The following is a 25,605-nucleotide window of genomic DNA, read 5'->3' on the forward strand; positions in this document are numbered from 1 at the left end:
TCTCTCCGCTATTGATGCCTTGTTAAAACAATTCAAAATTACAGTCTCAATAGCGCCAGTAAAAATAAAATCGACGATAATTAACGTTTATTAAACGTAAAGCTATGATATGCCATGATGATTAAACCTGCCCCAAATTAGACATTAAAAATAGTTAAAATCTCACCCCAATTAAAATCGGGGATTAATACCATGGATTTTAAAACTGTCCTATTATATAATTATCAGAAAAAATCAACTCTATTAATGTTTATATCCCTTTTTGTGGAAAATAACAAATAAGAATATCAATTATTTAATCAAAAATGTATTTTCAAAAATGAAATGATTTTATTAATGTTTTCAATTTTAAGTAAACTTTGTCTTAAATCAGTTAAATAATCGTTACAGGAATAAGAAGTACCAGAATATAATCACGAAAATCCTTCTCTTCCAATTACTCCGAGATAAAAATGCAATTTTTCTATCAAAAGATAAAAAAACTCCTTCTCTTGCCATATACAGACATATCATCTTATCACTAGGAAACCGGTGGGGCTTTGTTTTATAAGGAATTAGTCTTTAATTAAAAATATCTTTATAATCTCTTCCTAAGCTATTAATTAAATCTTCAATATTGATCGCCATTATTTATCTAACCTGTTTATTCATATCTAACCTCTAAATCAGGTTCCCCCATGAGTGTTCTAACGGTTGTTTTATCCATTGAGTTTAAAAATGGAGGAGGCATATCGCCGTTATATGAATTATTGTTATCATAAACATTGATTAATACAAATTCCACTGAACGCAGTCTCCTTGAAACATTGTGAAAAGTTAACCTCAGACCGGACTCTGGTTTACAAAAAAACTCATCATCTCCTTCAAAAAATATTCAAACTTATTAGCTGGAATAATCTGTTTTTCAATTAGTTGCTCTGCTGTTTGTCCCAAATTTTTAACTACTTCTACAGCATATATCATTATTTATACCACCCTTGATCTTTATTAAGGCGATGTAGTTCTTCACGTGCCTTGTTCAATACTTGGTTGTGATGAAAAGGATTGGAAAAACCCTTTTCATCATTTACGTTAATAAGGCCAAAGATGCTGGATCAAAAGTTGTACATCACGATTGCCTCTAAACTCATTAACATCCAGTTTATAAGCAAGTTCCACTTCACGGACACTGTTATCCGGCCAGCAAGTTGGATCGATATTGAATGCGATACCATCCAACATCGGTCCACCATTTAATGGTTCTACGATCACTTTTAAATGGCGTTCTCCGACAATGCGCTGTTGATGTAGCTTGAATTTACCGTCAAAAACAGGTTCCGGGAAGGCTTGCCCCCAAGGACCACCATCACGCAACATTTCAGCAATCTCCAGGGTCAGTTCACCAATCGCCAACTCACCATCACTCCAGATAACACCTTCAAGTTGCGAAATATCCAACCAATCTGCCATCAGAGCAGAAAAGTGATGCTGGAATTGTTCAAATTTATCCTGTTCAAGTGACAGACCAGCAGCCATTGCATGACCACCAAATTTAAGTATGAGTCCTGGATTTAAAGTATCAAGCCGCTCAAGGGCATCACGCATATGCAGCCCCAGAACTGAACGGCCAGAACCTTTTAAAATACCGTCACCCGCCGGTGCAAAAGCGATAACAGGCCGGTGAAAACGTTCTTTAATTCGGGAGGCCAGAATTCCCACCACTCCCTGATGCCATTCTGGATGATAGAGCGCCAGTCCATAGGGTAGTTCCGTACTGGTACGTTCAAGTTTGTCACAAATTTGCAGTGCTTCTTGCTGCATTCCCTGTTCTATTTCACGACGGGTATGATTAAGTCCATCCAATTCGCAAGCTATCTGACGCGCTTTTGCCATATCATCAGTTAGCAATAAAGCGACGCCAATAGACATATCATCCAGACGCCCCGCCGCATTCAATCTTGGCCCCAGAAAAAAGCCCAAATCGCTAGCGGTCAGTTTATGAGCTTCACGTTTGGAAACTTCCAGTAATGCACGAATCCCCGCGCAGCAACGCCCGGCACGAATGCGATTCAACCCCTGATAAACCAGAATCCGGTTGTTGGTATCCAAAGGCACAACATCAGCAACGGTTCCCAACGCAACTAAATCCAGCATTTCAGCCAAATTCGGCAGAGCAACGCCCTGTTTTTCAAACCATTGCTCTTTTCTCAGCGCCGCTCTCAAAGCAGACATCAAATAAAATGTGACACCCACTCCCGCTAATGATTTAGACGGAAACGAACAATCAGACAGGTTGGGGTTAATAATGGCATCAGCGGCTGGCAGAATCTCACCCGGTAAGTGATGGTCTGTCACAATGACTTTCATCTGGTGCTGATGAGCAGCCATGACTCCATCATGAGAAGAGATGCCATTATCCACGGTAATAATAAGATCTGCGCCTTTTTTGACGACTTCCTCTACCACCTGTGGACTTAAGCCATAACCATCTTCAAAACGATTTGGCACCAGATAATCCAGATTACGATATCCCATTGCCCGTAATGCTCGGAGCGCCAGCGCCGTACTGGTTGCACCGTCAGCATCGAAATCGCCAACAATAACGATACGCCAATGTTCATGCAACGCTGCCAGTAATAGCGATACCGCCTGTTCCACACCACTCAGATGCTGATAATTGAGCAATCCCTGAACACTGCGATCCAATTCATTAGCTTGCTGGATACCCCGAATGGCATATAAACGACGCAGTAACGGATGAATCTGTGGTGGAAGGTAACTGTCATCCACCGCCGGGCGGCGGCGGAGTTGTGTTTCAATATTCACTAAACTTATTTACCACGCTGATCTAATGCCTTTGCCAAAGCTTCTGGTGGCATGTATCCACCTAACAAATTGCCATCTTTAAGGATAATCGCAGGCGTTCCCTGCACGCCAAACTGGAGACCCAGTTTATAATGGTTAGCGATATCCACCTTACAGCCCTTGATTGGCGAAATATCATTACCTTTAAACGCCGCATCCAGCGATTTCTGTGGCGTTGCACTACACCAGATAGATTGCATCTCTTCAGCAAACTTATTCTGCATGCCCTGACGAGGGAATGCCAAATAGCGAACAGTAATCCCGAGTTTATTGTATTCCTGCATATTTTCATGCAGCTTATGGCAGTAACCACATGTAATATCCGTGAAAACAGTCACAACATGTTTCTCTTCTGGCGCTTTGTAGATAATCATCTGGTCTTTCATTGCTTCCAGCTTTTTCATCAACAATTGATTACTGACATTCACAGGAGAACTACCACTGACGTCGTAAATTGGCCCTTGCAATAAATATTTACCGTCATCAGATAGATAAATGATACCTTGCTCGGTCACTATCGTATTTAAACCAACAATAGGTGATGGTTTGATACTTTCTACCTTAATCCCCAATTTTTGCATCGTTCCATGAACAGCGCCATCATCAGCAAGTACATTTCTGCTAAACAAGGCCAGCAAAAGAGAAAAATATAAGACGCTTTTTTTCATTTTCAGTTCCTTTAAATCCATGCTCACCCACGCGGATGATGTTGTTGATGTAGCAATCTGAGTCGTTCTGTTGCTACATGAGTATATATTTGTGTTGTGGATAGATCGCTATGCCCCAGTAACATCTGCACAACTCGTAAGTCAGCACCATGATTAAGCAAATGCGTTGCAAATGCATGCCGCAAAACATGGGGAGATAACCGTTCAGTATCAATTCCGGCCAGTACGGCATAATGTTTAATCCGGTGCCAGAAAGTCTGTCGGGTCATTTGTTGCCCCCGGTTGCTGGGAAAAATTACATCCAACGTTGCACCATTCAGCAACTCGTTTCTCCCGTATTCCATGTAATTCTCCAGCCAGTAAATTGCCTCTTCTCCTAAAGGCACCAGCCGTTCTTTATTTCCTTTACCAATGACTCTCACCACCCCCTGACGTAGACTGACATCGGACAGTGTCAATCCCACTAATTCAGATACCCGTAAACCACAAGCATAAAGCACCTCAAGCATCGCTTTATCTCTCAGTTCTAAGGGCTGATCTGTCCGAGGCGCATTAAGCAAAGCTTCTACCTGCTTTTCACTTAAATCTTTAGGTAATCGCTTAGGTAATTTCGGTGCAGATAAAAGCGCAGTTGGATCATCGGTCCGCATTTTTTCCCGGTAAAAATACTGGAACAATTGACGCATAGCACTGAGTAAACGCGCTGAGCTACTGGCTTTATATCCTCCATCTACGCGTTCTGCCAGAAAAGATTGCAAATCAATCGATTGGACAGATAATAAATCATGGCCGTAATGAACCAGCCAGTTATCCAATGCTTGTAAATCCAACCGGTAAGAAACAAGTGTATTTTCCGCAAGATCATGTTCCAACCAGATAGCATCAAGAAATTGTTCTATCAATGGATTTATCAACTGAGTCTGCTTTTCTGACACGAAACTCTTTCCTTAAATTTGCAAATCTATGTTGGCTATTATGCCTGAAAAAGCAATTATTCTGTTACAATGCCCGCCCTAATGTTCAAAAACCATAATAATTAACGATGAAAATTGGTCTTTTTTACGGTTCCAGCACCTGTTACACCGAAATGGTAGCAGAGAAAATCCGCGATATACTCGGTGAAGATTTAATTGATCTCCACAATATCAAAGAAACAGTACCTGAATTAATGGAAGAATATTCGGTACTGATCCTCGGCATCCCAACATGGGATTTTGGTGAATTACAGGAAGACTGGCTGGCTATTTGGGATCACATTCCTTCCCTCAATTTACAGGGAAAAATCATTGCCATGTATGGTATGGGTGATCAGATTGATTATGGCGAATGGTTCCTTGATGCTCTCGGGATGCTATATCACCATCTACTCCCTTCAGGTGTGCACTTTATTGGCTTCTGGCCGACAGAAGGTTATGAGTTTACCAGCCCGAAACCATTAACGGATAATGGTTCACAATTTGTCGGGCTGGCTTTGGATGATGTCAACCAGTATGAGCAAACCGATGAGCGTTTATCACAATGGTGTATGCAAATCCTGCAAGAATTGGAGTCCCTACTTTAAATCAGGAAAATTTCAGCTCAATCAAATATCAGGATATTGCAACAACAATTGATTGATATTACGCCATTCATCTTGTGGCATGCTGTCGGATGCTATCCATAAACGGATTTTTTTCTGATTATACAAAGATTGAGCTGTGATCAATATTCCATAGCGACATAGCCACGGCTGCCGGATAATTTGCCACTCATGTTTCTTCCATTGCAGCCTATTATCATTGAGCAGAACTAAAAGCCCCTGTGATTTTCGGATATTTTTCTGGCTACGCCCCCAACTGGCAATAATCAACAATACCAAAGGAAGCCAGAAAATCCAGAAAATAGCGTCATCCGTAGGCCACGGAGCAAGCAATATGATAAATGCTATCGCACCATGGATACAGGTAGAAATCAGCTGGGTATTCCAAGATACCCTGAGATTACATTTCCACAGGACCACGATCTTTATTTCTATTCTGAATAAGTTTAATCATACGGAATAACTCTTCATCTTCCGGACGCCCATGATTCATTAGCCAGTTAAACAGGTCAGGATCAGCGCATTCGAGTAAACGAATAAAAAGCCGTTTATCATCATCACTAAGTGAGTCATATTCATACCTAAAAAACGGCATGATTGAAATATCAAGCTCACGCATTCCACGCCGACATGCCCAATGTATACGTGCTTTATTATCAATATCCATGTTCAAACAATCCCCTTTTTTATTCTCATTATCTGTGTTAAATCCATTAGCCAGTAAGTCGCCCAGCAAACTCATGCATCATGCCAGCTAATAGCAATAATAACTACTTGCATTGTGCTTCAGCTCTTTTACCATTGATACATCATTGGCTCAAATATCTGATTGGCAGGATGTATCATGGCTTATAAAACTCCATTTTCTTCACAATCTCCATTGTCTTCATCAACCCTTCCCCTGACTTTAATCTCTCTGGATGACTGGGGCCTGGTAACAGCAACCGGGCCGGATACAGAAAAATATCTGCAAAGTCAGGTTACAGCAGATATTTTCGCACTGGCAGCGAATCAACACGTGCTTAGTGCACATTGTGATGCAAAAGGTAAAATGTGGAGTAATCTACGCCTCTTTCATCGTGGTGAAAGTCTTGCTTATATTGAGCGTCGCAGCGTGCTGGAAAACCAGCTTACAGAGCTGAAAAAATATGCGGTATTCTCTAAAACTACGCTAGTTCAGGATGAAAATGTAGCGTTGCTAGGTGTTGCAGGTAAAGGCTGCCGTGAGGCACTGAATAATATTTTCCCAACACTACCCGATGCTGATAATGCTGTTGTTGAACATGAAACGACAACTTTGCTCCATTTTGCCCTGCCATCTGAGCGTTTCATGTTGATTACCGACCCAGCAACTGCTGAGCAGTTAACAGAAAAACTCCAGGCTCAGTTTAATAATAGCGAACAGTGGCTGGCGTTGGATATTGCAGCCGGCTTCCCGGTTATTGACGCTGTAAACAGTGCACAGTTTATTCCACAAGCAACTAACCTTCAGGCACTGGAAGGCGGAATATGTTTTAAAAAAGGGTGTTATACCGGTCAAGAAATGGTGGCCCGTGCTAAATACCGTGGAGCAAATAAACGGGCAATGTATTGGTTGGCTGGCAGTGCGGCCAAAATTCCTGTCGCTGGAGATGATCTGGAATGGCAACTGGGAGATAAGTGGCGGAGAACGGGTACCGTTTTAGCTGCCGTGAAGCTGAATGATAATAGTGTCTGGGTACAAGTCATCATGAATAATGATATGGAAAGCAATAGTGTATTCCGTATCCGTGACGATGAAGGACATTCACTCACTATTCAGTCTCTGCCTTATTCTCTCGATGAAGAAAAATAATTAATGAGGTTTATATGTCATTAGCAGTACCTGCCGTTGATTTTGGCCCTTTTACTGATGTAATTGGTTTTTTGATGGAATTGGATAAGCTGAAGAACGTTCAACGGCGGACTAAGTTATTGGATAACCAGCGTCAGGAAAATTCCGCAGAACATAGCTGGCATTTCGCTATTGCTGTAATGAGTTTTGCGCCTTATATGAAAGGGGTAAATACTCAGCGAGTTATCCAGATGGCATTAATTCACGATATTGTAGAAATTGATGCTGGTGATGTGATGGTTTACGATTTAGCTGCCCGTGAAGCCATTCATGAGCAAGAAGTTAAAGCCGCCAACCGTCTTTTTGGTTTATTACCCGAACCTCAGAAAAATCACTTTATGTCGCTGTGGCAGGAGTATGAAACAGGAGAAAGTCAGGATGCCCGTTTTGCTAAAATGCTGGACAGACTGATGCCCGTTCTGATGAATTTGCATAATAAAGGCCAGAGCTGGGTAGAAAATGATATTCGCCTGGAACAGGTGATTAACCGCAATAAATTTATTGCCGATGTTTATCCTGAATTCTGGCAATACTTGTTACCCCAACTGGAAGCAGCTCAAGCTAAAGGCTGGTTAAAATAACTTAAGGGAGCGAATCCCCGGGAGCATAGATAACTCTGTAACCGGGGAGAAATACTTTATAGAGTTAATTATCCCACCAAAATAATAATCTTACAGAAAAGAAAATCAGGAGTAGTCCCATTATCCTTTCAATCCAGTGTCCATAACTGACAAATCTATTTCTTACTGCCATGCTTGAAAATATCAGGCTTACAAACACAAACCATAGTGCATTGACAGCACACATCCAGAAGCCATAAAAAATCTGTATGCTCATAGGTGTTTTTGAGCTGACCACGGTAGTAAATATGGCTAGAAAAAATAATGTCGCCTTTGGGTTTGTTGCATTAGTAACAAAACCCGTTATTAATGAACGAGATAAACTTTTATTAATCAGGACGCCTGAATTATCACCTTGATTTTCCGCAATCACACTGGTGTCGGCCTTTTTTCTCATAAAACAGACACCCAGATAAAACAGGTAAACACCACCAATCAATCTGACGGTATTCAATAACCAAGGCAAAGCGTGCATTATTGTACCAATACCAATCAATGTATAAATAACATGTACAGAAATCCCGGCACCAATACCAATCGCTGTATAGATCCCCGCCTTTCGACCAAAACTCGTACTTTGTCTCACCGTGACCGCAAAATCAGGCCCCGGAACAACAACAGCTAAAAAGTGGATTAAAGCTAGCTCTAAAAACTCATGTAGAAAAATGGACACATTAACTCCAAAATGACAAAGGTTCTGCCATACCCCTATACCCGATAAAACATGACAAACTTAAACGAATGCCACTGCTACCCGGAGAAACCGAATGCATACGACGCGAATTAAACAAAATCAGATCACCCGGTGATGGTCTAATCACAACATCTGGATTACCCAGCAAAGCGGGAGCTATTCCATAACTCTCTCGACGCATTTCATCGAAAGCCTCAGGCGAGATTTCTTTATTCCAAATATACAGTTCACCACCATCTTCAGGCTTTTCTTTGACAAAAACTTTGATCGTGCCTCAGGCACTTAGTTCCCTTCTTAAGCAAACCTCAGGTTAATATAGGCAGCCAGATTAAACAATTGTATCAACGACTCCGAACCACTAACCCTATCCCTAAACAAACGGGAATAACACCTAAGACCCCAATAAAGCTGGGCATTTCATGCAGTAAAACCCCCGCAAGTACCAATCCAAACACCGGGTTCAGAAAATGACAGGCGCTGGCTTTGCTTGCACCGGCAGTACGGATAAGGTGAAACCACAACAGCATAGCACCGATAGAGACAACCAATGCAAGATAGAGAGATACAATCCAGAAACGTCTGTCCAAATTTACCGTTGACAAGTTTTCAAAAAGCAAGGACAACACCAGCATAATGAATCCTGCGATAATCGTTGACCATGTGTTGATCCAAAAAGGAGAAATATCACTGGCATAACGTCGATAAACAATGGTTCCACACGTCATAGAAACTGTACTTAACCCAACCAGCGCAAATCCCAGAAGCTGGAACTGAGTGGAATCGCCTTCAACCAATTGCCCATGAACAATAAGCCATACACCGCAAATACTCAGTATGAGACCTGCCAGTTTTTTCTTGGTTAAAAGCTCCCCGAGCGTAAAGTGTGCCAGTACAGCCGTAATAATGGGGGCTGTACTGATGATAATGACGATAAATCCCGCCGGAAGAATTTGTAACGCATAAAAACTCAGTCCAAGATACAGTACATTGTTCAACATCCCCAATATCAATGCCAGCAGCCACGAACAGGGTTTACGGTCGGGTATTTTGACACTAGGTATAAACCCCATGATCAATATCATGAACAAGCCAGCCAGCAGGAATCGTATGGCTAGTAAAAACAAGGGCGGTGATGACTCAATGCCAAACTTTCCGGCTATAAAGGCTGAACTCCAAAGTACAGAGAATAGAATAGCCATCAGCAATATTTTAAGGTTTTCTTTCATATTCAATGTTGAGTTGTATTTTGTGTTCATGGCTGGCTTATGTTGTTATGTGATTATTTGCCTTTAGTGTACTCGGACGATTTCATCCAGTTATCATCGTAAAATTTCGATAAATATTTGAGTCCAGAATCAGGAACGATAGTCACAATACGCTTGCCCTTCCCTGCATGCTGCTTGTTTTTCCTGGCTCACTTTATCAGGCATGGTAAGAACAGCACGGTAGCCTCTGGCTGCGGCAATCATCGCTACTGCTGCGCCCGTGTTTCCCGATGTATGTTCAACCAGCGTTCCTCCTGGTTTGAGCACACCACGCCGTTCTGCATCATTGATAATGAAAGCCACAATGCGATCTTTTATACTGCCACTGGGGTTAAAATATTCCAGTTTCGCCTGAATTAACGCACTTCCATTCGCTATTCTTCGCAAATCAACCAACGGTGTACACCCAAAAACCGTATCAACAAATTGGGGAGTACGCGATACCTCACTGATACTCACCGACATATTTACCTCCTTATATTTTTAAGATCTTCCCCTATTTCATTGGGGTACTGGCAATAACTGCAACAGTATGGGCCAGTTGCTCACCTTGGTTGAGGTGAGACAGTGCCGCTTCTGCATCAATCGCATACGGTGCTAGCCGTTTTTCTATTTCCTGGGCATTTTTTGCAGCATATTCTGAAGAGATAAATTCGAACGTTTCCCTGACAGCATCGACAGGATAAAAATAGAATGGACCCAATCCCTTTTGCTGATTACAGGCATAACCCGAGATAACATCAAAAGGCTCAGATTGTTCCTTCCAGTTGTAAACAATAATCTCAGGCTCATACCCCTCCGTTCTTGCCATTAAAAGCATTGACTCAAGGGGAACACGTGCGCCTATACACGACACGGCCTTCCCTGTCTCTGTCAACAAAGGTTTCGCCTGTTTCAGAAAAAGGCGATGCAATTCGAGCAAATAATTTTGTTCATTCGTTGACGTTTCAGGCTGTTCCCATATCGCAAAGGTAGAACTGTTTACACCCTCCAGTAAATGAACAGTTTCCGGTAATGGAATATTGGGCAAGTTTTCATAAATTAAATCAAATTTTATGCCCAAAGACATAAGCGGTTCACAGAGATCACCACACACGGCATGGATACTAATGTCATCCTTCGTGATATTGCGATGGAGGTTTCTCTGCGCTAACTTCACTACATCTTCATGAAGATCAGTCACTGTAAGCGTCGATGGCGTTAAAATTTCTGTTGCAACCAGTGCATCTATTCCCGCGCCAGTTCCTATTGCGGCAAAATTTCTCACTTTATGTCCTTGGCGGGAAAGAGCGTTGAATGCAGGTAATGCAGCCGTTACGACCCAGTCGGCCCGTTGATTATCAATTTTAGGCGGATAAGTATTTGGAGTTACAGTGATATTCAAAGGCTCTTTCAGGTTAGTGGGATTCTTTTGTTCACTGGAAATAGAAAAAAAATCGCCCCAACAAAATTTAATATCCTCGCCAATTTCACTGTCATAACCAACATAACTCATTTTATAACTCCTTTGTTATTTTATAATTTAGTGGAATTAAAATATACAAATAACTTTAACAAAATTACAATATGATTATTTATACAGTTCCGCTTATTAACTATATGAAATTTATCAAACATGAAGTATTAAAACAGGAAATGATAGTCAAAGGTTAAAATGACAATCTCATATTTCTCAATAATCAATTTATTAAACTTAATCAATTAGAAAACACCTTCAAAATAGAACATTAGAGACACCGTAGTCCGATAAGTTTCCTCTTGAAACTAAATCGCAACTACGTGTCTCTAATTTGATGACGCTTAAACAACCCGAAGGTTATTCTACTTCGCAATTGCCTTAATTTGCAGTCGATACGTAATCAATGATGCAAGTTCAGCCAGCGGCTTATCACTTAACAACAATTCCAGAGGAATATCCAAACGTAATTGTTTATTGATTTTTTGTACCAACATTAAACCATTCAATGAATCAATACCGTTGTTAGTCAAAGGTAGATCAGGATGGAATACTTCTACTGGCGTCCCAGCAATCTCACCACAAAAAGTCTGTAGCAAGCTAACGACATCGTCCAGATCACTTACTGCAACCGCCGCTTCTATGGGTAAATTCTGAACAACATTTTCTTGCTGAATATCACGCAATAGCGGTAGGTGACGCATCTGGCTGGAAAGTAAATTTGACCAATTCGTCAAGAACGGCACCAGTTGCGGCTCCATCCGAGCAAACAAGCGATCTAAAACCGCTAATCCCTCCTCTGAACCGAATGGCTGTAAGCCACTGTTTTCCAGTATTGGCAGCGTTCGACTATCCCGCAAAGCAATCCCTGCTTCCCATGGCCCCCAATTAAGGCTTAACGCAGGTAAACCTTGCTGACGCCGTAAGCAGGCCAAGCTATCCAACATGGCATTAGCCGCTGCGTAAGATGCCATACCCGGTAAAGCCAATAATGCCCCCAACGAGGAAAACATAACGAAATGATCTAAAGGTGCATCCGACAACGCTTGATGCAATGTCCAGGCAGCTAATGCTTTAGCGGCAAATACTCTATCAAACGCCTCGGGACTGAGTTCACGATATCCCTGATCTTCAACATGCGCAGCACAATGAATCACCCCACGCAGCGGTTGGCTGGTTTGTTGTCGATACTCAGCCAAACAAATGTGGGTTCTTTCTACATCACCAAGATCAATCGGCAAATAATTCGCCTCAATCCCTTGTTGATTCAGCATTTCCAATAACGCTTGATCAGCCGTGTCAAGGACACGACGACGCCCGATCAATAACAAATGTCGAGCACCATGCTGTACCATCCAAGGAATCAATTGACGCCCCATATCACCAAAGGCACCCGTCAGTAAATAGCAGCCATCTGGACGAAAACGCACTGGGGGTAACGCGGGTATTTCAGGTAATGGCACAAGGCGTAGCACATAACGTTGATCATGGCGCAAAGCCAATTGATCCTCGCCATCATCTGTCAACAATGCGTCCCACCATTTGGCTGGAGCCGTGGTGCTGTCAATATCCAGTAATCCGCCCCACAGTGCGGTCGCTTCCTGTTGACCAATAACACGCATCATTCCCCATAATGCTGCGGCAAATGGATCAGGCAGATCCTGCTCAGTGATTTGATGAGCACATTGAGTCACTATCCACAAACGTGGTTTTGTCGACCGTTCGGCCAACGCTGCACACAAATGGATCAACGAAGGATAAGCCATTTGCGGAGCCTGCAACGGCCAGAGGATCAGGATTCTTTCGGTTTCAACAGGAAGAGTATCAATTAATTCTTGGATTTTCTGATCATTGTCGAACTGACCAGAATACAACGAGGCACACCCACCACGGCGTTGCAACTCATCAGCCAACGCTTCTGCCAGCGCGTTTTCACCCCCAAGGATAGCCCATTGCGTCATAGATTCTGTCGATGGCTGAGCAGGGAGTTTACGCCACTGTGGTTGGCCGACAACCAGATTGTGCAGTTTGGTAGACAAGCTGTTTTTTCTATTACCAACAAGCTGAACGCAAAATCCGCTGATCTGGCAAAGCAACATACCGCTATCAGTATAGACATCAATATCACCAAGCCATTGTTGTTTTGTCTGCTGAGTATTTCGGGCATGAGCATGAACCCGACCTGACAATTTACCATTGATACGCAAATGCTGAATACTTACCGGGATACGGAACTCGTTAGCAGGAATTGGCGCGTGAACATCAACAGACTGAATCGCTAACAATGATTGGAAGATGCCATCCAAAGCCGCTGGGTGAAAATCCATTCCCTCCAGTGCAGGTGGTAATTCAATCTCACAGATTGTTTCTTCTTTACCAACAAACGCATGGCGCAGAGTACGAAAAACACCACTATAGCTGAAATGCAGATGTTGAAATGCCTGATACAACATCTCTTGGTTCCATATGCAAGGATAGCGATCATTTGCCACTAATGGAGGAATAGCACAAGTAGTCGCACCCGGTACAACGATGTTCACCTGTGCACTGGCTGCAAGTTGGTAATGTGCACTCTCATCCAGATTACGGGTAATGTATATTTGCACTTCCATTTGCTGGCGATCTAACTGTGTCTTTAACCTGAATTCTATGCCTGGCTCCAGCAGTAAAGCCGATTGCAACACGATATTATCAAGCGCCAATCCAACGCCTGGAAAACAGATACGCGCCGCCGCCAACATGACTTCAATATAGCCCGCAGCCGGAAACATTGCATTTCCCATGACAACATGATCGAGTAACCAAGGCACTTGTTCCACAGCTAACCCAGCTTGCCAACTCTCTCTACCCGGCTGGGCTTCGCCCAATAATACACCGCTCAATATACGTAATCGGCGACGACGGCTAATCTCTGGCTCATACCAATAAGATTGCTGATGCCAAGAGTAAGTGGGGAGATCCATTGGGCAAGCGGTAGGCATTAAAGCCCGCCAATCCGGTTCAATGCCAGCTTCAAACAGTTGTCCTAACAATTGTGACCAATTCTTCCCTGAACGACAAGCAAACACCTTCCCTCGATAAGGCTGGCTCCAATCCTTCAATCCTGCACTCAATAGGGATTTAGGTGAAATTTCCAGAAAATGGTGGAAACCCGCTTTGAGCATATTTTCTACCGCATCGTCAAAACGGAATGGCGAGACGACATTGTCAGCCCAGTGCTCGGGACTCAACTTACCACTAATCAACTCCCCGGTGACTGATGAAAACACTGGCAATAAGGGTTCTGCCGCAGGAACCGTTGCCGCATCCGCAGTCAACCCAGCCCTGATTGACTCTATATAATGGGAATGAGAAGCAATTCTATAATTGAGCCAACTACTGGCAATACGCTGCTGCTTTAAGCGCTCAGCAACAGCTGTTAATCCACTTACAGGTCCGGACAATAAGCAACGGTCAATACTATTACGCCCAGCTATCACCACAGCAGGATCGGCACCGGAGGCAGACAAATGAGGCAATATCTGCTCAACTGTCGCTGCCACGATTAATAATCCGCCGCCTTTATTCAACACACGTCCCAGATAATAATAACGCTGATGTAACAGTGTCAGTGCTTGCGTCAGATCATACATTCCCGCCAGATAACAAGCCGCCGTTTCACCGGAACTATGTCCAAGTAACGCCGCAGGCTTGAACCCCCACTTCTGCAACTGCGCAGCCATTGATATTTGCACGGCAAACTGCATCGGCGGCTCTATCAGTTCATCGGCAGAGATCAATGCCGCATATAAGGAAGGTGCAGAAAATCCCGTCCAAATTGCCTCACAACGCTCGAATTGTTCAGTAAATTCAGGAAATTGCTGAAACCAAGCGATAGAGTCTTGCCAATCTTCACTGCCAATACCAGCAAATACCCAAGCCAGATGATCAACTTTTTTATTATTCTGCTCCGACGACATATTCAGATTAGTCAACCGCTGTCGCAACTGTTCTCGGTTACTGAATGTGATCCCCTTACGTAACGGAAAGCGGTGACGAGTCGTCGCCAAGCTATAACACAAATCATCAAGAGCAATATCCGGCTGCTGTTGCAGCAAATCAGCAATGCTCTGCGCTTGTTGCTTTAGAGAAAACTCAGACTGCGCAGATAATGGCAGCATGAAAGCTTGCCCTTGCGTCGTCCGAAGTTGTACGGAAGACTCTGGGTTATTGCTTAACACCACATGAACATTCGTTCCACCAAAACCAAAGGAATTCACCCCAGCTATCACTTTTCCTTCGGGCAGTGGGGTTAACTGCCGTGGAACTTGCAATCCCAATTCAGTAAAACGAATGTAACGGTTAGGCGGATCGGCATGTAAATTGCCCGGTACCTGTCCCCGTTGTAAACACAATACCGCTTTAATTAATCCAGCAATGCCTGCCGCGGCTTCTGTATGACCAATCACGGATTTACACGCGCCAATCAACAATGGACGGTCTGTCGGATCGGGCCGACACACCAGTCCCAGCGCTTCCGCCTCTATCGGATCGCCTACTGCGGTCCCGGTACCATGCGCCTCAATATAATCAATCTCTTCTGGGGAAACCCCCGCCTGAGCACAGGCCATCCGAATTACTCGTTGTTGTGCCGCACTACTTGGCTGGGTAATCGTGGGCGTGCGACCATCTTGATTGGCCGCTGAACCGTGGATCACCGCCAGAACGGGATCGCCATCCTGTAAAGCCGCATGCAACGGTTTCAGCAAAACAGCGCCTACCCCTTCGCTACGCACATAACCATCAGCGTTAGCGGAAAAACTATGACAGCGGTTAGTGAATGATAGAAAACCGGTACGGCTTTCCACTACCGAAAAATCAGGCATCAGCATTAACTGGCTGCCACCCGCCAGCGCCAGTTGTGATTCTCCGCGCCGCAAACTTTCACAAGCCAAATGGACCGCTAACAGGGACGATGAACAGGCGCTATCAATGGTCAGGGACGGCCCCTGAAAATCAAACGCATGGGATATCCGGTTTGACAACATAGTTCCCATTGCACCGGTTGAGGTATAACCGGTAGTCTGACGCAAATCAGTAAATTGCAGGTGCATATAATCATGAGTGAAGGCACCGATGTAGACACCAACCGCCTGACCCGCCAACGATTTTGGCGATATTCTCGCCCGTTCCAGCGTTTCCCATGTTACTTGTAACATCAGACGATGCTGTGGATCGATAAAAGGCGCTTCTGTATTACTAATATCAAACACCGCTGCATCGAAGCCAGTAACATCAGCGATAAATCCGCCTTCTCGCGCTACCATTCTCCCCGGCAAATTGCGATCTCGGGAACTATAAGCCTGAGTTGACCAGCGTTCTGGGGGAACTGGGGTAATTGCGTCACTTGAACCACACAACAGCTGCCAGAATTCCTCTGGAGAGCTAACCCCTCCCGGGAAACGGCAAGCCATACCGATAATGGCAATCGGCATATTGTCGCTTCTCATCATATTGATATCCATAGTGGTATTCTTTACTCCGATTAGTCGTTTGCTAGATCATCGTGCTTACTTATCAACACCAAGTCGTCGGGCTGGGAATACATTTCGGCGGATGAGGGGGCAATCCCGGCGTCATCAATGACTGATAGCTGATACCCGTATTGAGTAACTGATAGCGCAAACCGCTTGGGCAAGTGGTGGCTCCATCCATTGCCTGAGTGATATCAATTGTCACCCCAAAAGCAACATTAATCGGTTGTAATGTATTATCAGCCGCAGTACGGATGATACGTAATGGTGCTCCGCCACAAACTTGCAGATGGTTATTGCCGACTTCACTCACCCGAATCACAATAAAGTTACAATATCCCCGGTAACTCAGGTCAGTATCTGGCGGTTGATTGGAGATAATCCAATATTGATCATTTTGCTTTTCGATAATTTTGGCATTAGATAACAAGCTGTAACCGTTATCAGTAAATACCTGACGCAACTCTTTTGAAACCGCGCCATTATCTAATGAACTCATCAGCTCAAGCGCCGCACTGAATAAAGGCACACCGGTCAGCTTTTTGCCTGCTTCCTCAAACGGTAAAGCCACTGCGCCATTAGTCAGATTAGCCCCGGTCAATTTAGCTTCCGTGAAAATAGTGCCTTGAATTGAAGCAAAGGCCAGAGATGCTGGTTTAAGACCTTGGGTTGGTTCTAACATTGCCTTGCTGAAGTCAGTATTCACCAGATTAGCATAGGACAAATTCGCACCATATAACCGTGCCTGAGTAAAATTCATCGTCGCTAAGTTAGCATTCGACAAATTGACCTGTTCTAAATTAGCGTTATCGGCTCTGGCGTTACTGCCGTACCAATGAGCGCCGGACATATCAACCGCATACAGATTAGCGCCTGTCAGAATGGCATTAGGCATAAATGTATTGGCAAGAATTGCTGCATTACCACCACTGTCTTGAGCAACGTTTAATTGCCCATCCTGATAGTGAATAAATAACGGTTTACCGTCATGTTCCACCAGCCAGCTCTGACCCGGCTGACGAACCAACACCACTGCCTGACCATTAACTAATACCTTCCCCTGATACAACATTTGACGTAACTGTTCAGGCAATTGCTGATTATCCAGCGCTTGAGCATCGGCTTCATCCAAATGTGTCACTGTGGATAAAGCACCAAATTGAGCGCCAGTTAAATTGACGTTCTCCAGACTCGCATTAGACAAATTCGCACCAACTAAAGAGACATTCCCCAGAACAGTGGCACCAGCCAGATTAGCACCGACCAGAACTGCGCCATTCAGTGACGTAGAATCCAGATTTGCCTTTTTCATCGACGCCATCAGGAATATGACTTGATCCAGATTCTGGCTGCTCAGATTAACGCCATCCATCTGTGCCTGAGTAAAATCCGTTTTAGCGGTAATCGTGGCATCAACCAAGTTCATCTCTGTCAACACCGTCGCTAATAAGGTACTGTCGCTGAGGTTAAGCTGACTATAACCGGTAGTTAACGATAATCGGGCGTTGGTCAGATTAGCGCTACTGAAATTAACATGATTGATATTCGCCCCGGTAAAATCAGTCCCTACTAACGTTGCTTGACTAAAATTCGAGGTCTGCAAAGTGGTATTTTGCAAATTCACCAACGTCATGATCGCCCCGGTAAAGTTGCAGGAAGCCAGACTGGCGCCGCTGAGATCAACATTAACCAGATTCGCCTGAGATAAATCAGCATTCTCCATGATCACCGAAGGTAACAACGCGCCAGAGAAATCCGCACCGGGCGCTTTTAGACGATTCAATACCGGTTGACCACCACTGCTCTTACAGCCACGGAAAATGGCGTTTGGTAGCTCAGCGTCAGGCATATTGGTATCACTACCGACGAGACACTTTTCAAAAAGCGCATTTTTACCATGAATATGCGTTAGATCAGTCTTACTTAAGTCACAACCACCAAAATTACAATCATCAACTTTGACATTCGTTAAATCCGCGTCAAGCAATGTCGAACCGCGCAAGTCGGCATTAGACAAATCGACAGCCATCATCACCATTTCATTCAAATTCTCTTCGGCGAGATAAGCAAAACGCAGATCGGCTCCCATGGCTCCCCATTCTTTGAGAAATTCCAGGTCCTTTGTCACGATAGTACGAGTAAATTGGGCTGACAGGGGCGGACTGCTAGTGACTGCCTGCCAAGTCAGCCCAGATTGTTGCGCCACCAAATAGCGGTCACCACTACTACTGATACGACGCAGGCGAAATCCAGATCCTCCTACTTCTTCCAACCGGATCTCCGCAACCGTACCAGTGCGCGGTTGATTAGCTTGAGGAGTATTGCCGCTCGCAGCTAAGTATTGACCATTGCCAGCCTGTAACCAAAAGTTAGTCATGCCATAAGCATTAATCATTTGATTTATCGCCCCGGATTGCTTGGCTGACAGGTTAAGCGTACCATCCGCCTGAACAGTAATCAGTTGGCCAGAAGGCGCTGCAAATTGCCATTTGCCAGCAAAAGATCTGGATTCACTCATGTCATTATCCTCGCAGCAATTGATTTACAGAAACCTTTCCAACTCTCCCAGCCTGACCACCGCTGGCGCTAATACCGCCAATAGCATATTCTCCATCGGCTGCATGTGAACCATCACCATTTACCCCACCGCGCCCAGCTATCCCCCCAGCACCACCGGGCTGCCCGAATCCTCCATTCCCGCCATTAGAGGCAGCAGATACCGGTTTTGGTAAGCTAGTCTGGATATATCTGACCCAAACATGCCCTCCATCTCCGCCATTACCTCCATTGCCGCCATTTCCACCATTGCCACCGTTACCACCGACACCACCCGGCTTGCCTGACGATGATGAATTACCACGGCCACCATTGCCGCCATCCCCCCCATTGCCACCGTAACCCGCTATGCCACCATCACCACCATTACCGCCATTATTGCTAATACGTACTACACTCTGTACGTCAAAATGCGTACAACGCAGGGCAAACCACCAGCCAGAACCTGATTGACCATCCAGTCCACTCTGACCAGATTGACCATCACCACCAGGGCTACCGGCAGTGGCTGGCTCACGACGAGAAGCATTCTGACCATCAGCCCCCCGTTGGCCATCAGCACCATTGGCCCCATCAGGGCCATTCACGCCGTTAGTACCCCAAATTTGAATATCTGCGACCATAACTCCCCCTTGCGGTTATTGTTTTTTGCCGTTGATATAAATTGCACCGATAGAACCTGCTTTTCCGGCAGCGCCTGTAGTCCCCGATGAACCACCCTTACCTGGGCTACCCCCGCTACTACCTTTACCACCAGAACCACCGGCGCCACCAGCGCCCCCAGAACCACCGTTGCCGCCTTTACCACCGTTACCGCCAACCGCCCTAGCTTGGAACGTCGCACTTCCTCCTTCCTGGTAAGTAAAATAGATGTTGCCGCCGTCACCCGCATTACCGCCGTTACCACTTCTACCCCCGTTGCCGCCATTTCCCCCATTACCACCATTTCCAGCATTACAGTTGTCGGTAGAACCGCCGCCATTCCCGCCTTTTCCACCGCTGCCGCCATTCCCACCGTTACCACCGTTACCGCCATTACCACCTTGCGTCAGCATATTCACAAAGCCACTAAGGGTACCTGTTTTAAAATTAACATCATTCGCATTCCCACCTTTCTCGCCATCACTTCCGCCAGCCCCGTCAGTACCACTGCCACCAGCGGTACCATTGGTAGCCGACGTTGCACAGGAATTTTTATTATCTTTACCAGCGCTACCATTGCTGCCGTCTCTTCCACTGGCGCCATTGTTTCCGCCCCCACCATCACCTCCGTTACTGCCAATATTTTCGATGTTCGGGCCATCATTATCACCCGGGGATGGATATGGGTTTGGGGAATTAATTACGACGACTTCGTTCGCTTCAACCGTGCCGTTGGTCAAATAAATAATCTTACCGCCAGGTTCAATCGTTATCTTATTAAACACCAAGTTAACAGGTTCACCGTGACTCTCTTTACTTCCTACAATCAATGGGTTACTTGCAGTGACAACGATATCTTCACCACTGTATAACGCGACTTTCATCGGAAAACGTTTAGCATTCAGAATATCTTCATAATCCTTGACTAAAGGAGAATAACCGTAGATATAAGCGCTGAAAGCTTTGCATATATCAGCATGATTACCGGTGACATTCGCCAACCGTTCAGCTGAATAGGGTTCAGGTAGCGGATGATGCGGTTCCATTCCGCCTGGTCCATACTCGCTGTCAGGCACCCCGCCAAGTTCCTTCATCTCTTGGATGGTTTGTACAGTAAAAAACGCGGGTGGCACCGTGGCTATTTTCGGGTCGTTAGAAAATATTACCGGCCCGTCAAGGTCCGAAGTTTTCAATTGTTTTGGCTGCCGCTCGGTACCGGTCAAATGATAATGCTCACGCAACATAGCCAAAGTTTCGTTAACTGTTTTCAGTTTATTCATGGGTATTCTCCTGAGTTTGGATATAAGTTTGTACGTTTAGGATCACATTAGCGTCACATATCAGTTGCCCACCCGGTTCAATCACCAGAGTGTCTACTGCTACCACGATCGGCAGTGAATTTGGGCTGCTAATTTCCAAAATCTCACCATTAGCAATCACCAATTCTCCAATCGCAAAAACATCAATGGCTGCCGGAAATGCTATCGGTGCCTCAACCGGGGGGATGCCAGAAATAGCCAACAGTTCCGTTGCCGACGGCACGTTTGACTGGTAAGAAGGAGCCAACGACTGTGGGTCGTTAGGCCGTAAAGAGCCTTGCGACGAAGATGGAATAACAACTTTCTCCGTTACATCACTCTCCGAGAGACCTAATAACTGCAAGACCGCTTTAAATCCTGAACTATAATTTCTTGATGTCATATTTATCTCCGAGAAACTGTAGACAGAAATAATCTGCAAATTATCGCTATCTACTGTGCAAATGACCGGGTAACGGGTATTAACATCTGTAATGATGAAATAACCATTGTTATTGATAGTTTCGATAGTTGCCTGATGACTAAGAGGGTGTTTGTTCTCCGCAAAAACTGCGTGGATTTTATCCATATCGTGTTGCTGGAATATCGGTAATTGATCGATACCCAGATCGAATATCGGTGTAGTCGGCGTCCATTGGCTGATTTGTGGCTGGGTCCGTTGATTTTCCCCTAGGATCTTGCCGTAATTCATTGCCACCAAGGTACGGAATGAATCTATCGCCAGATGCGCGGCAACAATATGCTGACGTTTAGTCGGATCAGGTACCAGTGTCGAATCAGGGACAGTGACTAGGAACTTACCGCTAGGCTCATAGATATCGAGGATATAATCCGTTGGATCGCGCCCTTCATTACGGTATGACAGAATGTAAATATATCCCTTAGATTCAACCGCAACATCCAGATAAGTTATTCCCGCTGGCTTATTCAGTGGCATATAAGCCAAATAATCAGCCACTGTAATTTCAACAGGATTCGTTGCATCAAGGGTTAACAGCCAGGAACGGGCGCCGGCAAGATCATCAATTTGCCATTTAACACCTTGACCGATAGCGATAACCCGCACATTACTCAAATCGTTATAGACGGATACTGTTTGTCCCTGAGCAGTTAGCGTGTAAGTTGCGGGTTTTTGCGGGTCATATACCAACCAGCTCTGCCCTTGCTGTATCACGTCAACCGTTGTGCTGCCAACTGGGTCAATATTACCGTCTGTGGTCTGGTTATAACTCAGATAGATCCCATCTTGCGCAAAGGTGGCAATAATCTGCTCATCCAGTACGCCAGTATTGAGTGAATGTATAAAGCTCGGATCACTGTTACTAAACAGGAATGTCAGCCCTTGTTCACGGAATGCTTGTTGTAATGCTGGAGAGAACACCTGAGCATCCAGTGTTGCCTGATACTCAGCAGTAGCCAGTTTAAACAGTGTTGCCCCTGGAAAACTTGGAAATGGGTTGCCTTTAGTATCAAACGCCTGAACACGGGTATTGATTGTTTCCAGTAATAAGATGCGACCATCTGGCGTGACAGTCAGGGCAATTGGCCCATGCATTAGCCCTTGTCGAATCCCTTCGCCAGAGACAATCTGGGCTGCTGGCGCCTGAGCATCCGGGTAACCCTGATCTCCCAACGGCAGAATCTGCATCTTGCTGTATTGCCAACTGACCGCAATAACATAACCACTCGGATGAACCACCATTGCATCCAGATGAGGAATCGTGAAAGTTCCCCAAGACAGCGGATTATCCGTTAAACCAAAATCATGTCTGCCGTCACGCAGATCGACCCGACGCAAGTGATATTCGCCAAATCGTGAATCAATAATAAAGTTGTAAGGCGTGATAGTTTTGTTGTCCGGTCCTTCGCCAAAGCTGTTATAGCTGATCAGGGGTTGTACTTTGAAACCCACCTCGGATAATTTCAGACGCTCATTCAGCGTGTCGTTGCTCAAAGTGGAAATGTTTTGTAGCACATACATCTGGCCGCTATTGGGTGGACTTAATGGATCTTCCAGTGGAATATCCTGACCGGAAGCCTGATAGCAATAACCAACCTGATAATCTGAATTCAGGATTGTCATATTGACCAGCTTGCAGATGTTATTACCTACATTGCTACAATTGGTTGAAGACTGGGTTTCCAACGGCACGCTGCCTTCAATCCACTGATACTCTTTTTTATCGCTATCGTAAGACAACTGTTCCCAATATTCGTATTGAGTCACCTGAGTCAGAGGCACTAACATCTCTTTTATAATGCCACTGACGCGCATAATGCCTTCATTGGGGTCGCCTGGTTGTGCATTTAGCAGCTCACTGGCGTAGCTCCCCGCTAACCAGCCAGTAGCCGAATAAACATTCGCCTTGATTTTCAGGGTTCCACCCCAGCCAACCGAATGGAAATTAAAGGATAGCGGGGTATTGGAACCGGTGGTAGGTAATGGAATCGTCTGGGTGTAATAGGTGCCGTTGGTATATTCGACCGTTACCTGACACTGTACTCCCACCGGCGGCCAAATCGCGGTTTCCGGGCGCCCCACTTCACCATGAGCAGGATCGGGATGCAGGGTAAAAGCCAACGTCATCTGACGCTTGATATCCACTTCCAAGGTAGCTGGTGTGGAAAGCAATTCCCCCGTCGTCACTGCAATCTGCGCAACATCCAGCGCAATTGAAGCAAGCCGGAATGCCCAACCCACCACCGGAACCGCTTGAGCGGCTGCACTAGCGGCTATCTTGGCGGTAACATAAGCGGCTAATGCTTCCATCCCTTTTTTAGCCAGAATACCAATGGCAATACTGGCTAAACTGGTGAGCACTTTTTTAGTATTAAATAACGCTGAACCAACCGCGGCACCACCACCAATCAACGGGAAAGCAATGCCTGCCAGTATGGCAACGTTATCCTTATTAGAAATAAAATCTTTATACCACTGACTATTGGTCACTGCGGCGCCAGCCAACATCATCAGGGCTGGAATACCGTACTGGAACATGCCAGTTAAAATCACACCCGGCCAGACAATCGGATTTTCCCAGCGGGAAGTTCCCAAGCCACCAAACAAGAATTTAGCCGCCTGAGCTTCAGCCGGCCAAGGCAAGCCAAATTTAGTGGGATCAGTGGGCATCGGAATCCCCATGATCGTATTGACATTAGCCAACACACCAAGAGCTTTTTGTGATGGCGTTTCAAATAATGCCGCCAGCTCTTTAGGGAAATAAAACGGCCAATCACCATCAACCGTTGGATTATCGATCGGCTGTTCCATTTGAGTGTCTTTAAAGAATTGAATATAAACACCAAGCTGACGTAAATATTTATTCTTAAAGTCAATGGAAAAATAATTTTGGCCGGGATCGTAACGGATGCTGTCGGCGTATACATCCATCCCGTGATTGGGAGTACGGTTAGTGGCGGTCCAAATTTGATTAGTATCTCGCTTAACAGCTAATGCGGAAGTTTGATCTTTGAACTCGGTAATATCGATAGATGCACTTTGGCTGACACTCCAGTTATGATTTTGCAGTCGATCATCATTATGCGAAGTTTTCAGTGCATTAGATGCTGGCGAGCCTGAATAATTCCCCGTTTCATCCGATAGGTTATATTGCATCACCGGATCACCTTCGGCGAAAATCACCTGTCCGTCTTGACCCACCCAGTCAAACTCATAGAACATTGCGCTGCCATCAGGGGCAACCAATTGACCATAAGTGGCAAAACCGCCTATCTCTGTCGCGGGTCCCTGACTCGATATTGATATAGCCAGTTCATAAACTCGGTTATATTGCTGTGGGTCTATTGCCTCCGGTGGGGCAATATGTGCATTCATAACAATTGATGCCGAATAAGCCTGACTGTTAGACAATTCCGGATGGGAAAACACAACAGAGCAGGCAACATCCCACGGAGTTTTCATTTCATTAGTCGCAACCAACAAATCGCCGCAATCAATAGAATTTCGCGCTAAATGTTGGCTTTTAACACCGAGAGCACTAAGTTTACCCGGCAAAGCCATCTCTATATTATTTACGGCCAGTTTTTCTATGTTACGTTTGGCATAACGATGTAAATGAGCATTGGGAATATGATAAGAAAGATGATAAAGAACCGGTAATGAAGAGCGATAAGGCCCAGATTTATCACCAACCACTTTAATTAGCGTAACGTGATGAGGTAAAAAATAGTGTTCGGGTACTTCCGCAAAGTGGCTAATATTGTGTGAACCGTAGCGCAGAACCATATCTATTGCCGGATTCTCGCCAGCCGCCTTAGCTAAACTTGACTCATCATGTTCTTGCAACAGTATATTATATTCACCCACCCAGAGACTCAATTGACTGGATTGGGTACGTAAATGACCTTGAGCTAAATCAAAATGTAAAGTATGTGTCTTCATTTGAATTTTATCTCTATAAGTAATTATTTTCGGTATCACAAGAAACTCTTAATAACCGTATAAATCATTTGATCACAAAATTTAAATAAATAATCCCCATGAAAATTAATATATCTCTTCAAAAGCCTATTTATTAACCAAAAATACCTAGAATTAATTAAATGCCACATTTAT

At 44.7% G+C, this 25,605-nt stretch carries 20 protein-coding genes; 3 read left to right on the plus strand and 17 right to left on the minus strand.

Going from position 1 to position 25,605, the window contains the following annotated elements; genetic code table 11:
* Window positions 1–384: 384 nt before the first annotated feature.
* From AM629_RS24935 to xerD, 5 genes are all read right to left on the minus strand, one after another.
* The gene (locus AM629_RS24935) at window positions 385–555 is read right to left on the minus strand and encodes a DUF6392 family protein (protein WP_268794953.1); all 171 of its coding nucleotides are present in this window, start codon (window positions 553–555) and stop codon (window positions 385–387) included.
* An 88-nt stretch (window positions 556–643) separates the two neighbouring features.
* Window positions 644–784 carry a hypothetical protein gene (locus AM629_RS23835; RefSeq protein ID WP_161804196.1) on the minus strand — a complete coding sequence of 47 codons (141 nt, stop codon included), beginning with the start codon at window positions 782–784 and terminating at the stop codon, window positions 644–646.
* A 287-nt stretch (window positions 785–1,071) separates the two neighbouring features.
* Complete coding sequence (gene recJ / locus AM629_RS00640) at window positions 1,072–2,805, minus strand: single-stranded-DNA-specific exonuclease RecJ (protein WP_054475190.1); 1,734 nt, start codon at window positions 2,803–2,805, stop codon at window positions 1,072–1,074.
* A gap of 5 nt (window positions 2,806–2,810) precedes the next feature.
* Entirely contained in the window at window positions 2,811–3,512 is a 702-nt protein-coding gene (gene dsbC / locus AM629_RS00645) for a bifunctional protein-disulfide isomerase/oxidoreductase DsbC (RefSeq protein WP_054475287.1), read from the minus strand.
* Window positions 3,513–3,535: 23 nt separating this feature from the next.
* Window positions 3,536–4,447: a site-specific tyrosine recombinase XerD gene (xerD, locus tag AM629_RS00650; RefSeq protein WP_054475192.1), complete on the minus strand. Its 912-nt coding sequence runs from the start codon at window positions 4,445–4,447 to the stop codon at window positions 3,536–3,538.
* A gap of 107 nt (window positions 4,448–4,554) precedes the next feature.
* On the opposite strand from xerD, the gene fldB reads away from it, so the two are divergent.
* On the plus strand, window positions 4,555–5,073 hold the full coding sequence (fldB, locus tag AM629_RS00655; RefSeq protein ID WP_054475194.1) for a flavodoxin FldB: 519 nt from the start codon (window positions 4,555–4,557) through the stop codon (window positions 5,071–5,073).
* 21 nt (window positions 5,074–5,094) lie between these two features.
* Here the strand turns inward: fldB and AM629_RS00660 are convergent, their stop codons facing one another.
* Together AM629_RS00660 and sdhE are read right to left on the minus strand one after the other, a co-directional pair.
* Window positions 5,095–5,511 carry a protein YgfX gene (locus AM629_RS00660; protein ID WP_054475196.1) on the minus strand — a complete coding sequence of 139 codons (417 nt, stop codon included), beginning with the start codon at window positions 5,509–5,511 and terminating at the stop codon, window positions 5,095–5,097.
* Window positions 5,492–5,758, minus strand: coding sequence for an FAD assembly factor SdhE (sdhE, locus tag AM629_RS00665; RefSeq protein ID WP_054475288.1), 267 nt, complete (start codon window positions 5,756–5,758; stop codon window positions 5,492–5,494). The genes AM629_RS00660 and sdhE overlap by 20 nt, the downstream gene beginning before the upstream one ends.
* Window positions 5,759–5,935: 177 nt before the next feature.
* On the opposite strand from sdhE, the gene ygfZ reads away from it, so the two are divergent.
* On the plus strand, window positions 5,936–6,925 hold the full coding sequence (ygfZ, locus tag AM629_RS00670) for a tRNA-modifying protein YgfZ (RefSeq protein ID WP_054475198.1): 990 nt from the start codon (window positions 5,936–5,938) through the stop codon (window positions 6,923–6,925).
* 14 nt (window positions 6,926–6,939) lie between these two features.
* Window positions 6,940–7,545, plus strand: a complete 606-nt coding sequence (locus AM629_RS00675) for an HD domain-containing protein (RefSeq protein ID WP_054475200.1) — start codon at window positions 6,940–6,942, stop codon at window positions 7,543–7,545.
* A 64-nt stretch (window positions 7,546–7,609) separates the two neighbouring features.
* On the opposite strand, the gene AM629_RS00680 is transcribed toward AM629_RS00675, so the two are convergent.
* From AM629_RS00680 to AM629_RS00725, 10 genes are all read right to left on the minus strand, one after another.
* Entirely contained in the window at window positions 7,610–8,257 is a 648-nt protein-coding gene (locus tag AM629_RS00680; protein ID WP_054475201.1) for a LysE family translocator, read from the minus strand.
* Between the two features lies 1 nt (window position 8,258).
* Window positions 8,259–8,546 carry a 2OG-Fe(II) oxygenase gene (locus AM629_RS00685; RefSeq protein ID WP_083451845.1) on the minus strand — a complete coding sequence of 96 codons (288 nt, stop codon included), beginning with the start codon at window positions 8,544–8,546 and terminating at the stop codon, window positions 8,259–8,261.
* 73 nt (window positions 8,547–8,619) lie between these two features.
* Window positions 8,620–9,534: a DMT family transporter gene (locus AM629_RS00690; RefSeq protein ID WP_054475206.1), complete on the minus strand. Its 915-nt coding sequence runs from the start codon at window positions 9,532–9,534 to the stop codon at window positions 8,620–8,622.
* Between the two features lie 99 nt (window positions 9,535–9,633).
* Window positions 9,634–10,008: a pyridoxal-phosphate dependent enzyme gene (locus tag AM629_RS00695; protein WP_054475209.1), complete on the minus strand. Its 375-nt coding sequence runs from the start codon at window positions 10,006–10,008 to the stop codon at window positions 9,634–9,636.
* A 31-nt stretch (window positions 10,009–10,039) separates the two neighbouring features.
* Window positions 10,040–11,038, minus strand: coding sequence for a class I SAM-dependent methyltransferase (locus tag AM629_RS00700; protein ID WP_054475211.1), 999 nt, complete (start codon window positions 11,036–11,038; stop codon window positions 10,040–10,042).
* A gap of 326 nt (window positions 11,039–11,364) precedes the next feature.
* The gene (locus tag AM629_RS00705) at window positions 11,365–16,491 is read right to left on the minus strand and encodes a type I polyketide synthase (RefSeq protein ID WP_161804197.1); all 5,127 of its coding nucleotides are present in this window, start codon (window positions 16,489–16,491) and stop codon (window positions 11,365–11,367) included.
* Window positions 16,492–16,555: 64 nt separating this feature from the next.
* Window positions 16,556–19,030 carry a pentapeptide repeat-containing protein gene (locus tag AM629_RS00710; RefSeq protein ID WP_054475215.1) on the minus strand — a complete coding sequence of 825 codons (2,475 nt, stop codon included), beginning with the start codon at window positions 19,028–19,030 and terminating at the stop codon, window positions 16,556–16,558.
* Window positions 19,031–19,034: 4 nt separating this feature from the next.
* Window positions 19,035–19,691, minus strand: coding sequence for a hypothetical protein (locus AM629_RS00715; RefSeq protein WP_054475216.1), 657 nt, complete (start codon window positions 19,689–19,691; stop codon window positions 19,035–19,037).
* A gap of 15 nt (window positions 19,692–19,706) precedes the next feature.
* Window positions 19,707–20,990: a hypothetical protein gene (locus AM629_RS00720; RefSeq protein WP_054475218.1), complete on the minus strand. Its 1,284-nt coding sequence runs from the start codon at window positions 20,988–20,990 to the stop codon at window positions 19,707–19,709.
* Window positions 20,983–25,431 (minus strand): C-type lectin-like domain-containing protein, encoded by a 4,449-nt coding sequence (locus tag AM629_RS00725; RefSeq protein WP_054475219.1) that lies wholly within the window; start codon window positions 25,429–25,431, stop codon window positions 20,983–20,985. Before AM629_RS00725 ends, AM629_RS00720 begins: the two co-directional genes overlap by 8 nt.
* Between the last annotated feature and the right edge of the window lie 174 nt (window positions 25,432–25,605).

Origin of the sequence: Photorhabdus heterorhabditis, assembly GCF_001280945.1 — a bacterium.
In the GTDB taxonomy this organism is placed as follows: domain Bacteria; phylum Pseudomonadota; class Gammaproteobacteria; order Enterobacterales; family Enterobacteriaceae; genus Photorhabdus; species Photorhabdus heterorhabditis.